This is a genomic window from Halopiger djelfimassiliensis (genome assembly GCF_000455365.1).
GTDB classification, from domain to species: Archaea; Halobacteriota; Halobacteria; order Halobacteriales; family Natrialbaceae; genus Halopiger_B; species Halopiger_B djelfimassiliensis.
This window is the reverse complement of sequence record NZ_HG315687.1, coordinates 219,856-235,505: the sequence shown is the minus strand read 5'-3', so window position 1 is coordinate 235,505 and position 15,650 is coordinate 219,856. Positions and strand designations below refer to the sequence as shown.

Annotated in this window: 11 protein-coding genes; 7 read left to right on the top strand and 4 right to left on the bottom strand. The window is 65.7% G+C overall.

The window, feature by feature from the left end; translation table 11 throughout:
- Nucleotides 1-2 precede the first annotated feature (2 nt).
- Nucleotides 3-218 (bottom strand): MarR family transcriptional regulator, encoded by a 216-nt coding sequence (locus tag TX80_RS16570; RefSeq protein WP_049924368.1) that lies wholly within the window; start codon nt 216-218, stop codon nt 3-5.
- Nucleotides 219-488: 270 nt separating this feature from the next.
- Here TX80_RS16570 and TX80_RS16565 point away from each other — a divergent pair, with 270 nt between their 5' ends.
- A complete protein-coding gene (locus TX80_RS16565; protein ID WP_049924366.1) occupies nt 489-884 on the top strand; it encodes a DUF7344 domain-containing protein in 396 nt (131 codons plus the stop codon).
- A 101-nt stretch (nt 885-985) separates the two neighbouring features.
- On the opposite strand, the gene hisG is transcribed toward TX80_RS16565, so the two are convergent.
- Nucleotides 986-1,843 carry an ATP phosphoribosyltransferase gene (gene hisG / locus TX80_RS16560; RefSeq protein WP_049924365.1) on the bottom strand — a complete coding sequence of 286 codons (858 nt, stop codon included), beginning with the start codon at nt 1,841-1,843 and terminating at the stop codon, nt 986-988.
- A 522-nt stretch (nt 1,844-2,365) separates the two neighbouring features.
- On the opposite strand from hisG, the gene TX80_RS16550 reads away from it, so the two are divergent.
- From TX80_RS16550 to TX80_RS16530, 5 genes are all read left to right on the top strand, one after another.
- Complete coding sequence (locus TX80_RS16550) at nt 2,366-5,026, top strand: heavy metal translocating P-type ATPase (protein WP_049924363.1); 2,661 nt, start codon at nt 2,366-2,368, stop codon at nt 5,024-5,026.
- A 236-nt stretch (nt 5,027-5,262) separates the two neighbouring features.
- Nucleotides 5,263-6,561, top strand: a complete 1,299-nt coding sequence (locus tag TX80_RS16545) for an amidohydrolase (protein ID WP_049924361.1) — start codon at nt 5,263-5,265, stop codon at nt 6,559-6,561.
- 141 nt (nt 6,562-6,702) lie between these two features.
- Nucleotides 6,703-7,353, top strand: coding sequence for a hypothetical protein (locus TX80_RS16540; protein ID WP_049924360.1), 651 nt, complete (start codon nt 6,703-6,705; stop codon nt 7,351-7,353).
- 289 nt (nt 7,354-7,642) lie between these two features.
- Nucleotides 7,643-8,926, top strand: a complete 1,284-nt coding sequence (locus TX80_RS16535) for an adenosylhomocysteinase (protein ID WP_049924359.1) — start codon at nt 7,643-7,645, stop codon at nt 8,924-8,926.
- A gap of 432 nt (nt 8,927-9,358) precedes the next feature.
- Complete coding sequence (locus TX80_RS16530) at nt 9,359-10,033, top strand: hypothetical protein (RefSeq protein WP_049924357.1); 675 nt, start codon at nt 9,359-9,361, stop codon at nt 10,031-10,033.
- On the opposite strand, the gene TX80_RS16525 is transcribed toward TX80_RS16530, so the two are convergent.
- Nucleotides 10,030-10,788 carry a PAS domain S-box protein gene (locus TX80_RS16525; RefSeq protein ID WP_230198760.1) on the bottom strand — a complete coding sequence of 253 codons (759 nt, stop codon included), beginning with the start codon at nt 10,786-10,788 and terminating at the stop codon, nt 10,030-10,032. The genes TX80_RS16530 and TX80_RS16525 overlap by 4 nt on opposite strands.
- Before the next feature lie 102 nt (nt 10,789-10,890).
- Nucleotides 10,891-11,154, bottom strand: a complete 264-nt coding sequence (locus TX80_RS16520; RefSeq protein ID WP_049924355.1) for a HalOD1 output domain-containing protein — start codon at nt 11,152-11,154, stop codon at nt 10,891-10,893.
- Between the two features lie 261 nt (nt 11,155-11,415).
- On the opposite strand from TX80_RS16520, the gene TX80_RS16515 reads away from it, so the two are divergent.
- Nucleotides 11,416-15,597, top strand: a complete 4,182-nt coding sequence (locus TX80_RS16515; protein ID WP_230198759.1) for a PAS domain S-box protein — start codon at nt 11,416-11,418, stop codon at nt 15,595-15,597.
- The last annotated feature ends 53 nt before the right edge of the window (nt 15,598-15,650 follow it).

Here is a 15,650-nt window from a genome sequence, read left to right as displayed (position 1 = left end):
GCTCACTCCGGGAGCGTCGCGAGATACTCCCGGCCGTCCTCGGTGATCCCGTAGACGTCGGCGGAGAGCCGCCGAACGTAGCCGTCCGACTGGAGGTCGTCGCAGTGCTGGGTGACCGTAATCGGGTGGGCCTCGAGTTCCCCGGCCAGAACCGTGACTCTCGCCGGTCCGCGCTCGTCAAGTACTCGTAACAGTGACCGATCCGAGCAGCCCGTCATCGCTGTACCGATGGGACGACATAGAATGGCATAGTGGTTTCCCCGGGAACAGGGCCGTCGCGCGCTGCCGGTGTGGCACGGACGGCAGGCCGTCGGTCAGTGGTCCCAGCCGACAGACGCCGCGGTGACTGTCGTCGAAAGCGGACTCTTGGGCCGGATTTACCACCGTTCATTCCGGTTCAAGTCGGCAATACTGGCGACAACTGACCGCGATCGTCGAAACGAGCACTCGCGTTTATTCGGCATGGCGGCGGTGACTCTCAGGTGTCCATGACGATTCACTCAGACCGACCGCAGCCCGGATTCCAGCGGCCGATCCCTCGCGGTGACGCTCCCAGCGGCGGTCTCCCGCTCTCGCGTGCGGACCTCCGGCACGTCCTCGACAGCGACCGGAGGCAAGCGGTCATCCGCCGTCTCCTCGACGCCGACGGCCCCACCCGAGTGCACACGCTCGTCGGACGACTCGCCGACGACGAAGACGACGCGACGGTCGTCACGACGATCCTCGAACTGCGCCAGCGCATCCACGTCTCGCTTTGCCGGACGCACCTCCCCGTGCTCGAGTCATACGGGATCGTGGCCTACGATCGGGAGCGCGGCGTCGTTTCGCCCGGCGTGACCCTGTCCGCGATCGAAGTCGCGCTCGAGGACGAGTCGGACGACTGATCGATCGACGATCGAACGGCACAGGAACGACGACCCCGTGGTGACCGCCGCAGTGTCGCCGAAAGAGGGCGACGTATCGTCGACCGAGTGGGTGCCGGTCGTTACTCGACCAGCCGCTCGATCTCCGTCACCAGAATATCGCTCGCGCCGGCCTTCTTGACCTCGGTGATCGTCTCGAAGACGTCCCGTTCGTCGACGACGGCGTGGACGGCGACCTTTCCGTCGCCGTTCTCGTCGGCGATGTCCATGACCGTCGGTCCGCCCATCCCCGGAATGACGTCGCGGACGTCCTCGAGTCGATCCTCGGGGACGTTCATCATCAGGTAGCGTTTCCCTTCGGCCTGTTTGACCGAGTCCAGCGCCGTTCGTACCTCGTCGACCTTGGGATCGTCGAGGACGTCCTCCCGGCCGAACAGCCGCACGGAACTCGCGAGTACCTCCTCGACGACGGCCAGCCGGTTCATCTTCAGCGTCGTGCCGGTGCTCGTGATGTCGACGATGGCGTCGGCCATCTCGACGTGTGGGGTCAGTTCGGTCGCGCCGGAGACCTCGACGACGTCCGGTTCGACGCCCGTCCCGTCGAAGAAGTCCCGCGTGATGGTGGGAAACTCGGTGGCGACGGTGCCGCCCTCGAGATCGGCGACGCCGTCGATCTCGCCGTCCTCGGGTGCCGCGAGGACGAGTCGACAGCGCCCGAATCCAAGATCCAGCAGTTCGGAGACGTTGTCGACGCGGGCCTCCCGAACCTGATCGTAGCCGGTGATCCCGAGGTCGGCCGCACCGTCGGCGACGTACTCGGGGATGTCCGCCGCGCGGGCAAAGAGGACGGAGACGTCGGGATCGACGGTGTCGGCGTAGAGCTTCCGGTCGGCACCGTTCTCGAGGTGGAGTCCCGCCCGCTCCAAGAGATCGATCGTCGGCTCGTGCAGGCGGCCCTTGTTGGGAACGGCGATTCGCATTTACAGGGGGTTTGGCGTCGCACGGGAACTGTCTTTCCATCCGGGCAATACCATTCCGTGCCGGGTCAGACGTCCGCAACGAGGGTGTCGACCGTCGCCGCGTCACCGGTTCTGACCGGACCCGAGGGGGTGATCGGGTGACCGCAAAAGGCAGACGAGGTCGTGGACGAAAAGCACCGTCGCACCGAGCCCACTCGAAACGATGACCGTCGACACGGTGGCTGACAGCGGGAGGAAGGCCTGTAACTGTATGGGAGCCATGCATCCAAGCCATCCGAGGAGTTGGTACTCGGAAGGTGTGATCCCTAGCCCCTTTCGCGCTGTAATGACCAGAGCAACGATACCGAGCGCAATCACAATACCGACGGGTATCACCATCTACCTCGCATCTTAGCCAGTGGCTGATAGTGAAAACGATTCCCCTACAGAACCGACCGCGGTTTAGTTTCGAAAGTCTATCGGAGAGATATTCGCAGTCACAAAGGCACAATCCGCTTGAACGGGTAGCCACTACATTCACACATGAGTACCAGAAGCGCACACCTCGAGATCACGGGGATGTCCTGTGCGACGTGTTCGGGGACCGTCGAGGACGCGGTGGCCGATCTCGAGGGCGTCGAGTCGGCGAGCGCGAACTACGCGACTGACGAGGGAACGGTCGCGTACGACCCCGACAGCGTCTCGCTGGCCGAAATCTACGCGGCGATCGACGAGGCGGGCTACGGGGCCGTCTCCGAGACGGAGACGATCACCGTGATGGGGATGTCGTGTGCGACGTGTTCGCAGACGGTGAGCGAAGCCGTCGAAGAACTGCCGGGTGTACTCCGGGCGGACGTCAACTTCGCGTCCGACGAAGCGCGCGTCGAGTACAACCCGAGCGACGTCTCGCTGGCGCAGATCCGGGACGCGATCGAGGACGCCGGATACGACCCCGTTCACGACGACAGCGAGGACACCGAGGGAACACAGGGGGCGAGCCAGCGCGAGCGCGCCGTCGAGCGGGAACTGCGTCGGCAGCGCCGGTTGGTGATCAGCGGCGGGCTGTTGACCCTGCCGTTCGTGCCGGTCATGCTCGCGATGTTCGATCTCGTCTCGCTTCCCTCGCTCGGGGAGTTCGACGTCGGGGTCGCGACGGTGTCGGGCATGGGGCTGCTCGAGTTCGTTCTCGCGACGGTCCTGATGGCCACGCTCGGCAGGGAGTTTCTCGCCGGGGCCTACCGGGCGTTCTCGCACAACCGGCGGGCGAACATGGACACGCTCGTAGCGCTTGGCACCGCGACGGGGTACGTTTACAGCACGGCCGTCCTGTTCGGGCTCATCGGCGGTGCCGGCCTCTACTTCGAGGCCGTCGCGTTCATCCTGTGGTTTATCACGGTCGGCAACTGGCTCGAGGTTCGCTCGAAGGCCCGCGCCGGCAGCGCGCTCCGTGAACTCCTCGAGATGGAGGCCGACGAGGCCACCGTCGTCGAGGACGGTGACGAGCGCCGGGTGCCGCTCGAGGCGGTCGAACCGGGCGACGTGATGAAAGTTCGGCCGGGCGAGAAGATCCCGACCGACGGCGTGGTCGTCGAGGGCCAGAGCGCCGTCGACGAGTCGATGCTCACCGGCGAGTCGGTCCCCGTCGAAAAGCGCGAGGGCGACGAGGTCGTCGGCTCGACGATCAACGAGAACGGCGTGTTGCTCGTGGAAGCGACGAACGTGGGCTCGGAGACGGCGATCCAGCAACTCGTCGACCGGGTCAAGGAGGCCCAGTCGCGCCAGCCCGAGATCCAGCGGCTGGTCGACACGATAAGCGCCTACTTCGTCCCCGCGGTGATCGCAAACGCCGTCCTCTGGGCGATCCTCTGGTTCGTCTTCCCCGAGGCGCTGTACGGCGTCTCCGCGGCGCTTGGCGACGTGCTCCCGCTGCTCGAACCCGTCCAGGGCGGTCCCGAGGCCGCCGTCGGCACCGCGGGCGTGCCGATGCTCGAGTTTGCCGTTATCGTCCTCGCCTCCGCACTGCTGATCGCCTGTCCCTGCGCGCTCGGGCTGGCGACGCCCGCGGCGACGATGGTGGGTTCGACGCTTGCGGCGACAAACGGCGTCCTCTTCAAGGGCGGCGACGTGCTCGAGCAGGTTCGGGGCATCGACACGATCGTCTTCGACAAGACGGGCACGCTGACCCACGGCGAGATGACGCTGACGGACGTCGAACTCGTCGGCGAGCGGCCGGTCGCCGACGGCGGGACGGAGCCCGCGCCGGACGGCGGCCTCCTGTCCGAGCGCGAGACGGACCTCGAGTCGTTCGTCCTCGGCGCGGCCGCGACGGCCGAATCCGGCTCCGAACACCCGATCGCCCGCGCGATCGTCGACGGTGCCGAGAAACGGAACATCGAGGTCGGCGACCTCGAAGCGTTCGAGAACGTCCCCGGTCACGGGATCCGCGCCGAGACCGACCGCGGGACCGTACTGGTCGGCCGCCGAAAGCTCCTCGAGGACGAGGGGATCGACACCGCTCCGGCCGAGGAGACGCTGACGCGACTCGAGCGCGAGGGCAAGACGGCGATGCCGGTCGCGGTCGACGGCGACCTGCTGGGGGTCCTCGCGGTCGCAGACGAGGTCCGCGAGAGCGCGACCGAGACCGTCGCGGCGCTGCGCGAGCGGGGCACCGAGGTCGTGATGCTCACCGGCGACAACGAGCGCACGGCCCGCGCGGTCGCCGACCGAGTCGGGATCGATCCCGACAACGTCCGCGCCGAGGTGTTGCCCGAGGACAAGGCCGACCACATCGAAGCGCTGCAGGACGGCGGACGTCGCGTCATGATGGTCGGCGACGGCGTCAACGACGCGCCCGCGCTGACGACGGCGCAGGTCGGCGTCGCCATCGGCTCGGGAACCGACGTGGCCATCGAGAGCGCCGACGTGACCCTGATGCGCGACGACCCGGCGGACGTGCTCAAGGCCGTCCGCATCTCCGAGGCGACGCTCTCGAAGGTTCGCCAGAACCTGTTCTGGGCGCTCGTCTACAACACGACGCTGGTCCCGATCGCCTCGCTCGGGCTCTTGAACCCCGCACTGGCCGGACTCGCGATGGCAACCTCGAGCGTGAGCGTGATGAGCAACAGTCTCGCGTTCGCGAAGTACGATCCCCACGAGGAGTACCGGCCGGCGGTGACGAGGCCGCTCGCGTGGCTCCGCGGCTGACCGCCGCCGGGACGTGATCGACGCCAGTCAGGATTCAGTCCGCATGCGCGTCGGACCGGACAACGGTTCCACTCGAAACGGAGGGGGAACCAGCGGACTGGGCACCGCCTCGAGGTCCGAACGGACAGCTGGACCGCGGACGTCTCCGCGACAGCTGTCGTCCTCGAGTGCCGGCGTCGCCGGCCGAAGAACAGGGTTCCGCGCTACTAAGACGCTCCGGTGAGAACCTCCGGTCGATGACGACGCTTTCGATCACCGGGGGGCACGTGCTGTTGCCCGACGCGACGGTGACGCGTGCGGACGTACTGATCGATCAGGACGCCGGCAGCATTCTCGAGATCGGGCCGAGTCTGGCGGGCGACGGCGACGAGACGCTCGATGCGTCGAACTCGCTCGTCACCCCCGGCTTCGTCAACGGCCACTGCCACGTCGCGATGACGCTGTTGCGCGGCTACGCGGACGATAAACCCCTCGACGCCTGGCTTCGCGAGGACATCTGGCCCGCCGAGGAGGAACTGACGGCCGCGGACGTCCGGGCCGGAGCCGAACTCGGGTTGCTCGAGATGATCAAGTCCGGAACGACGGGCTTCGCGGACATGTACTTCCGAGTTCCCGAGATCGCCGCGGCCGTCGAGGAGGCGGGACTGCGAGCACGCCTCGGCCACGGCGTCGTCACCGTCGTCAAAGACGACGCGGGCGCTCGGTCGGACATGCAAACGAGCCTCGAGATCGCCCGCGAGTACGACGGCGCGGCCGACGGCCGGATCTCGACGGCGTTTATGCCACACTCGCTGACGACCGTCGACGAGGAGTACCTCGAGGAGTTCGTTCCCAAGGCCCGCGAGGCCGGCGTCCCGATCCATTACCACGCGAACGAAACCGCCGACGAGGTCGCACCGATCGTGGAGGAACACGACGTGCGGCCGCTTACCTACGCCGCCGAACGCGGGATGCTCGAGTCCGAGGACTTCATCGCCCACGGCGTCCACGTCGACGAACGCGAGATCGAGCTGCTCGCGGAGACGGGGACGGGCGTCATCCACTGTCCGGCGTCGAACATGAAACTGGCAAGCGGCATGGCCCCCATCCAGCGGATGCTCGAGGCCGGCGTCACCGTCGGACTGGGCACCGACGGCGCGGCCTCGAACAACGACCTCTCGATGCTGGACGAGGCCCGCGACGCCGCCATGCTCGGGAAACTGGCCGCCGAAGACGCAAGCGCCGTTCCCGCCGAAGCGGTCGTCGAACTGCTCACGAGCGCAAGCGCCGATGCGATCGGGCTCGAGTCGGGCCGTCTCGAAGAAGGCGCGCCGGCGGACCTCGCGGTGATCGATCTCGAGCAACCGCACCTGACGCCGCGGCACGACCTCGTGAGTCACCTCGCCTACGCCGCGGCCGCGGCCGACGTCAGACACACCATCTGTGACGGACGCGTGCTCATGCGCGACCGCGAGGTCCGCACGCTCGACGAGGGGGCGGTTCGAACCCGGGCGCTCGAGGCAGCCGAGTCACTGGTGGGCCGCGCCACCGACTGATACCTCCGGACGTTGAACGGAAATTGAACGTTCAGAGGAGACGATAAACGCTTATAACTATTCTGCGTCGGTTTCGACTCGTCGGAAACTCCGAGAACCGCCGTCCGGATTTATTCCACCTCTCGTGAATGTTCGACTCGGATGAACAGATATCGACTGCTTGCGGTCGTGTTCACCGTCCTCATGGTCGGTGCAGCGCTGGCTCCGATGGGAGCAGCGGCTGCGACGACACAGGAGGGCGACGAACTCGACGGCGACGAGGAGGAACTCGATGGAAACGAAACGGACGACGAAACCGACAGCGACCTCGATGGAAACGAGACCGAGGAGTCGGACGGTGACGACGAGGGAGACGACAACGAGACTGACGACGAAACCGACGACGAGGGAGACGGCAACGAAACCGACGACAACGAAACCGACGACGAGGAGGCCGAAACCTTCGGCTCGCTCGTCTCGACGTTCGTCGAGGAGGAGAAAAACGAGTCCGACGGCCCGTTAGGGATCTCGGTGGCGAGTTTCGTCGTCGAGAACAACCCCGGTAACGCGCCCGCACACGCCGGTCCGCCGAGCGACGGAAACGAAACCAAGCAGGGACCGCCGGAGCACGCTGGCCCGCCGAGCGACGATAACGAGAGCACTCAGGGACCGCCGGAACACGCCGGCCCACCGAGTGACGACGATGACGACGACGATGACGAGACCGGCGGCGGACCGCCGGGACACGCCGGCTCGTCCGGCGGGAACAACGGCGGCGGCGGTAACGGCGGCGGACCGCCGGGCAAGGCCTGATCACCACTCCGTACACCACCGTTCGAACGACAGCGGACGACGGATCGACGACGAACGTTGTCAGAGGCACCAGTACGTTCCGTCGCCGGTGTCGAACGACGCTCCCACGCTCCGGGATCGACGAGCATCCCGAAGGTGGGCACACACGAGCACGGCACCTACCGGTCGACACGATTCGCCTTTTCACCCCCATTCGACGGCCACGGAGACTCCGATAGCCGTCCGTGCAGTACCGAACTCCCGCGGCCGGTTCGGTAGCGTTTTGGCGACGGTCCCACTCAGTCAATCCATGACCGAGTACCCGCCGATCAGCGAACAGGTGGACGATCTCGAGGCCGCCCGCGAGGAAGGGCGGCGCAAGATGGACTGGGCCGCCCAGCACATGCCGATTCTCGAGTCCGTCCGCGAGGAGTTCGTCGCGGACCAGCCCTTCGAGGGCGAACGCATCGCGATGGCGATGCACGTCGAGGCAAAGACGGCGATGCTCGTCGAAACGTTAGCCGAGGGCGGCGCGGAGGTCGCCGTCACCGGCTGTAATCCGCTCTCGACCCACGACGACGTCTCGGCGGCGCTGGATGCCCACGAGTCGATCACCAGCTACGCCAAACGCGGCGTCGACGACGAGGAGTACTACGCCGCCATCGAAGCCGTCATCGACCACGAGCCGACGATCACCGTCGACGACGGGATGGATCTGGTCGCGGCGATCCACGAGGACTACCCCGAACTGATCGACGGCATCGTCGGGGGCTGTGAGGAGACGACCACCGGCGTCCACCGCCTGCGCGCGATGGACGACGACGGTGCCCTCGAGTACCCCGTCTTCGCGGTCAACGACACGCCGATGAAACGGCTGTTCGACAACGTCCACGGCACCGGCGAGTCCTCGCTGGCGTCGATCGCGATGACCACGAACCTCTCGTGGGCCGGCAAGAACGTCGTCGTCGCGGGCTATGGCTACTGCGGCAAGGGCGTCGCGAAGAAAGCGGCGGGCCAGAACGCCAACGTCATCGTCACCGAGGTCGAGCCTCGCCGCGCCCTCGAGGCCCACATGGAGGGCTACGAGGTCATGCCGATGGACGAGGCCGCCGAGGTCGGCGACGTCTTCCTGACGACGACGGGCAACCGCGACGTCATCGTCGAGGAGCACTTCGAGAAGATGGCCGACGGCGTCCTGCTGGCCAACGCCGGCCACTTCGACATCGAGATCGACCTCGACGCGCTCGAGGACCTCGCGGTCGACCGCTACGAGGCTCGCGACGGCGTCGAGGCCTACGAACTCGAGGACGGCCGCCGGCTGAACGTCATCGCCGAGGGCCGACTCGTGAACCTCGCCGCGCCCGTCTCGCTTGGCCACCCCGTCGAGGTCATGGACCAGTCGTTCGGCATCCAGGCCGTCTGTGTCCGAGAGATGCTCGAGAACGGCGACCGGTACGGGCCAGGTGTCCACGACGTGCCCGACGAACTCGACCGCGAGATCGCCGAGATCAAACTCGCCGCCGAGGGCGTCGAGTACGACTCGCTGACGGACACCCAGCGCGAGTACATGGACTCGTGGGACCACGGGACGTAACGCGAACCGGCCAGTGACCGATCGCCGATCACGTCAGTGATCGACGATGCCGGTCACCGTAGCCTTTTGCGGGCGATACCACGGTGGTTCAGTTCACCGACTTCTCAGCACGAACCACTGTGTCGCTTCGCTCGCGGACGAACGGACGCTTCCCGCGGGACGATCGAAAAACGTGGCTCCGCGACGGAGCGGCTTGAGTCGCTGAGAGCGATTGTTATAACATATATGCCATGATAATGAGTTAGTATTATGTCCATTAGAAATCATATCATGTAGACCACCAGAAAGACCTGAACAGCGGGAACACACCCCGGTTGTCCAAACACACGACAGGAGCCGGGACTGGCGACCGGTCTTCGCCATCGCTCCGCTCGAGCAGTCGCGTTCGGCCGAAGGTATGAACTAGGCCGAGCGGAATACGTACGGTACTCAATGAGTGGGGGGACCGGATCCGAGGGACCGACGGAGTACTCCGTCGCGCCCATCTTCGAACGCTCGAGTATCGACACCGACGGACAAGTCGAAATCGCGGTGTCGATGTGGGGTGGGAGCGACCTCGGGACGACCGAACTCGACGTGTTCCTCAGGCAATCACGTATCGATCCGGGAGACCACCTCGAGATGGGTATTTTCGTCTCGGGCGTCAGGGACATCGAGGAAGTCTCGTTGAGCCTGTTCTACGATCACGACGACGTGATCGATCTCGACGACCCCGGCGTCGTGCGCCGAAATACGGGCACGGGGACCGACACGGACGACGACACCGACGGGGAAGCCGACCGCGCCGCCGAGTCGGAGCTGTCGGCGTTCCGACGCGGTAAAACCGTGGAAGAGCACGCCATGCGGCGGGAGCCACTCGAGGGGAACCACCGCGCCGCCGCGGCGTACATCCTCGAACTCAACACGCGTGCGCGTGCACCCCCGGGAACGTACCGGCTTCCGGTCGTGTTCACCTATCAGTCCGAACGCGGGATCAAACAGGTGAAACGGGTGCCGACGGTACGGCTCAACAACTGGCGGGAACGACGGGAGCCGTGGGTGACCCGGAGCGCCATCGTGACCCTCATGCTCGCCGTCCTCGGCGTGATGTATGCGGTGACCATCTAGACCCCATCGACGACGAACACGAGACTGCCGTCCTCGAGACCACCCAGTCGAACCTGCGCGGTGAAGGTCTTGCCCGTTGATCGCCGGGCGGTACAGGTGCCGGTCCAGCGCCAGCCCTCAGCGGCGGTCGGGATCGCGGTCGACTCGAGACGGTCGACGGTGTCGTCGGTAAAGAGTTGCTGCCACGGGACCCCACGGAGTTCGGCGCGATCGTACCCGAACTGGACCGCATAGGAGTGGTTGGCGAACTCGATTTCGTCGTCGACGCCGACGATCGCGATCGCGTCCTTGGCGAGTTCGACGCTCGCGAGCGATCGTCTCGACAGCGCAGCGAGCCGACGGCGTTCGACGAGCGAACGGACACGCCGGCCCAATCGCTCGAGGAGGACCGAATCACTGCGCTCGGGGTCGACGACGACGTGGTCGACCCACTGACGTGATCCCGCGGCGTCGGCGGGTAACGACGCGGGTGCGGACTCGTCATCGAGCACGACGATCGGAAGGTCGGGTAGACGTTGTCTGAGACGGTCAACCACGGCTGTGGCTTTCGCGTCCGAAACCGACGGAACGAGGACGAGACAGTCGACGTCGGCGAGGCGATCGAGGGCGTCCGAGACGGTCGACGCCGTCCGTACCTCGAGTCGATCGGCGTCGCCGAGGATTGCCTCGATCCGTTCCAGGGACGGCTGTTCGGCGACGACGAGGACGGTGATCGGCGTCCGTCTCGTTCGGGAGTCCGGATCCGGTGGCGACATCGATCGAAGCATCACTGAACTCCCGCGTGCGGGGCCAGTTGCAGCCGAAACCGTGCCGCGGGTCGAACGACCGCGATCGGGCGACGTGTCGACAGGCGGCGCTTACGCTCGGTCATGGTCGTAGACCGTTCCGTCGACGGAGACGGTTCCGTCGCTCCGGATCTCGACCGCGTGGTCGTCGTATGCGAACTGGACCGTGGCGTTCCCGTTCGCCTCGGGACCGAAAAGCCGGTCCAGCGCTTCGGGATCGACGGCGTCGTACAGCGGATCGAGCTCGAGCGGATCGGTTTCGGTTGCGGCCGCGAGCGCGTCGATGACTCGGAGACTGGGGGAATCCTGATAGTGGTCGAGGGTCATTTCTGGCATTACTCGTACGAACGCGATCGGCGGGCATCCCGCTGTCCGTTATACACGTAATCCCGACCACGTTCGGACACTACATGTATAGAAGTCAGCGCAGAATCGACCCCAGCGGCCGCGACGACCGCCGTCCCGACACTGGGCAGGCCCGGAACGGGACTGGACCCGACAGCCCCGGTTCGAACGGCCGTGGACACTCACTAAACTTTACGACTTTCTTCCAGCAGCCACCAAACGTATAATTCCCGCTCAATCCATATTGGGGATATGCCCGCCGCCTTGCGCCGCGGTCGGTCCCCCCGACAGCATCGTCGCCGACGGCCCGAACGGAGCCGATCGACGGGACGGTTCGAAACCGGATCGCTCGCGATCGCCGTCTGCGTCGGTTCGGCTCTGCTCGGCATCGGTTTCGCGCTCGCTGTCGGGATGGGTCCGGAGCCGGGTTTCGGTATCGGTCCGCTCCTGCCGGGCGTGATCGGTCTCGCCGCGCGGGAAGACGCCGATCGGGAACGGGCTATCGAACAACTCACGGGGGAAGTCGAAGAGTACATCGAACAGCTGGAGACAGCCGACAGCGAGCTCGAGGACGAGCTCGATCGGCGATCCGAGAACGCGGATCTCCCCCTCGAGCGCGACGACGACATCGGCCGCCTGTCGGCGGTGATCGATGACCTGACGACGACGATTCAGGAGCGAGAGCGACAGGTCGCGGAGAACGAACGCTATCGGAAGCGACTCTACCGCATCACGTCGGACCCCACAGCGAGCCACGAGGAGAAGATCCGTCGCATCCTCGAACTCGGGTGCGAACGGCTCGGGGTCGAAGTCGGGACCATTTCACACATCGACGAGGAAACCGGACACTACGAGATCCGAGCGGTATACGGAAGCGACTTCGTTCGGGAGGGCGACGAGACGGTGCTGTCGAAGATGTACTGTCGAAAGACCGTTACGTCCGACGACATCCTCGGCATCTACGACGCCGCCGCGGAGGGGTTCGAGGACGATCCCAGCTACGAGGAGTTGGGAATCAGTTGCTATCTCGGGGGGAAGATCGAGGTTCGAAACGAACTGTACGGGACGCTCTGTTTTCTCGACCGCGACTCCCACGACGAGCCGTTTACGACAGCCGAAAAAACGTTCGTCGATCTGATGACCCGGTGGGTGAGCCACGAGTTCGAGCGGCGCGAACGCGAGCGATACCTGGAACAGTACCGGACGTTCATCGACGACATGCTCGACGCCGTCGACGATCTGTTCTACGTACTCGACCGGGACGGGACCTTCGTACGCTGGAACGAGACGCTGGCCGAAGTCACCGGATACACGCACGCGGAAATCGACGATATGACCGCACTGGATTTCTTCGACGACGCAACCAAAGCGGAGATTCGGGAATCGATGACGGAGGCCTTCGAGACGGGCGACACCCGCGTCGAAGCGAAACTGGTGACCAAAGACGGCGAGCGAATCCCCTACGAGTTCACCGCATCGGTGCTCGAGGACCCCGACGGCAACCCGGTCGAAGTCGGGATCGGGCGGGACATCTCCGACCGCAAACGCTACGAGCGCGAACTCGAGCGAACGACCCATCTCCTCGAACAGGCCCAGCGACTGGCAAGCGTCGGGGCCTGGGAGCTGGACGTCAACGACGAACCGTACGAGCCACGGTGGTCGACCGAAACCGCCCGCATCCACGGCCTCCCGTCCGACGACGGGGTCGACCTCGAACAGGCCCTCGCGTTCTACCATCCCGACGACCAACCGAAGCTTCAGGCGGCGGTCGAACGGGCGGTCGAGGACGGCGAGCCGTACGATCTCGAGTTACGAATGACCACCGCGGATGGCCGAAAGCGATGGGTCAGAACCATCGGTGAACCCGTGCGCGAGTCCTCTACGAACGGCCGGGCCGACGGCGGCAGCGAAATCGTTACCGTTCGCGGCTCGATTCAGGACATCACCGATCGAAAGGAGCGCGAACACGAACTCGAGCGCTCGGAAACCATCATTCAGGCGCTCGACGAACTGATCTACGTGCTCGACGAGGAGGGATACTTCCGGTTTCTCAACGACGCCACCCGGTCGCTGGTGGGGTACGAACCCGACGAGTTGATCGGTGAACACGTCTCGACGGTAATGACACGGACGGACATCGAGACGGGGCAGGCGTTGATTCGGGAGCTGTTGGCGGCAAACGAACCGTCACGGACCTTCGAGATGACGCTCGTGACCAAAGACGGCGACGTGATCGAGACGGAAAACCACATGGCGCTGTTGCCGTCCGACGACGGCGGGTTCGCCGGGACCGCGGGCGTCGTCCGGGACATCACCGAGCGCAAGGAACGCGAACGCGATCTCGAGCGAACGACGGAGCTGCTCGAGCAGGCAGAACGGATCGCCGGGATCGGCGGCTGGGAACTCGACGTCACGTCGGATCCATATGGGATGATCATGACCGACGGGCTCCGGCGACTCTACGATCTCCCGCTGGGCGAATCGATCGATATCGAGACGGCCGCGTCGTTCCCCCATCCCGACGACCGTGCTCGCGTCAACGAGGCCGTCACCGGTGCGATCGAGTACGGCGAGAGCTACGACTTCGAACACAGGCTGCGAACCGCGACGGGTGACGAACGGTGGGTCCGCAGCATCGGCGAACCCGTCCGCGAGAACGGCGAGATCGTCGCTGTCCGGGGCTCGATTCAGGATATCACCGAACACAAGGAGCGCGAACTGGCCCTCGGGTCGCTCCACGACGCCGCTCGCGATCTGCTCGGAGCCGATACCGAACGGGGAGTGGCGGAACTGGTCGTCGACACCGCCGACGAGGTCCTCGAGGCGGCCGGCATCGCCCTCTATCGGCTCGATCCGGACGTCAATCGGCTGGAGCCGATCGACCACACCGACGGGTTCACCGATCTCTGTGACGACATTCCCGCCGTCGCGGTCGGCGGCGACTCGGCGCTCTGGAACGCGTTCATCACGGGTGCACAGACGGTCATCGACGACCCCGCAGCCTTCGATCAGTCACAGGTGTTCGGCCCCGCCGTCGAGAGCGGCGTCGTCGTTCCGATCGGCGATCACGGCGTCTTCACGGTCGTCTCCGACTCGGGACCGATCGACAGCGAGGCGCGTCGGCTGATCGAAACGCTCGTCGCGACGACCGAAGCCGCGTTCGACCGCCTCGAAAGCGAGGCGACCCTTCGAGAGCGCGACGCCGAACTGGAGGCCCGAAACCGACGGCTCAGACGGCAGATCGCGATTACCGAGATCATCCGCCGGATCGACCAGTCGCTCATCGGTGCCGAGAGCCGATCGGAAATCGAACGTACCGTTCCCGAGCGGCTCGTCGAAGCCGACACCGTCGAGTTCGCGTGGATCGGTGCCGCTGACGCCGGCGGGACGGAGCTCGAACCCCACACCTGGGCCGGCTCCAGCCCGGAGTATCTCGACGCCGTCCCGCTCGATCGGGAAACCTCGATGGAACCGGCAGTGCAGACGGCCCGAACCGGGACGCCGACGGTCGTCGAAAACGTCGTCGACGGGCTCCAGAAAGGGACGTGGCGAGCGAGCGCGCTCAACGCCGGGTTCCAGTCGGTCATTTCCGTCCCCCTCGCGTTCGAGGAGTACACCTACGGCGTCCTGTCGGTGTACGCCGACGAACCAGATGCGTTTACCGACCTCGAGCGGACGGTGTTTACGGAACTCGGCGAGGGGATCGCCAACGCGATCAACGCGACGAAAACCCAGGAAGCGCTGCATACCGAAACCCTCATCGAACTCACTCTCGAGCTTGCGGACTCGGACGACATCCTGTCCCGGATCGCGACGGCGACGGACGCCCGCGTCGAGTACGACGGGCTCGGGACCCACACCTCCGCGGAAACGCTGCTGTTCTTCCGGACGAACGGTGCTGAACCGGCCACAGTAGCCGCGGCGCTCGACGATCTCGTCTCCGTCACGGAGTACCGACTGATCAGCGAATCGGACGACGAGGGGCGGTTCGAGGCGACCGTTGCGGGCGATGCGCTCGTTTCGCGACTGGTTCGCCACGGCGGCAGTCCCCGGTCGATACGCGCTGACGGCACGGAGACGTCGGTCACGGTCGACGTGCCCATAGGAACCGACGTCCGCGAGTTCGTCGACATGCTCCGGGACCACTACGGGACCGTCGAGCTCCGCTCTCGCCGGCACGTCCAGCGCGAGACCCATACCAGACGGGAGCTGGTGTCGTCGCTGTTCGAGGGTCTGACCGACCGCCAACTCGAGGTCCTTCGAACGGCGTACTTCGCCGGCTTCTTCGAGTGGCCCCGCGAGAGCACCGGCGAGGAGATCGCCGCGATGCTCGACGTCAGTCAGCCGACGGTCAACCGTCACCTCAGGATCGGCCACCAGCGGCTGTTGGAACAGCTGTTCGAAGCGGAAGCCATCGCCGCCCCCGCCGGGTAGCGCGCCGTCGACCGGTCGAGAGAGGAACGACCAAGGGGACGGTGAATGTATTG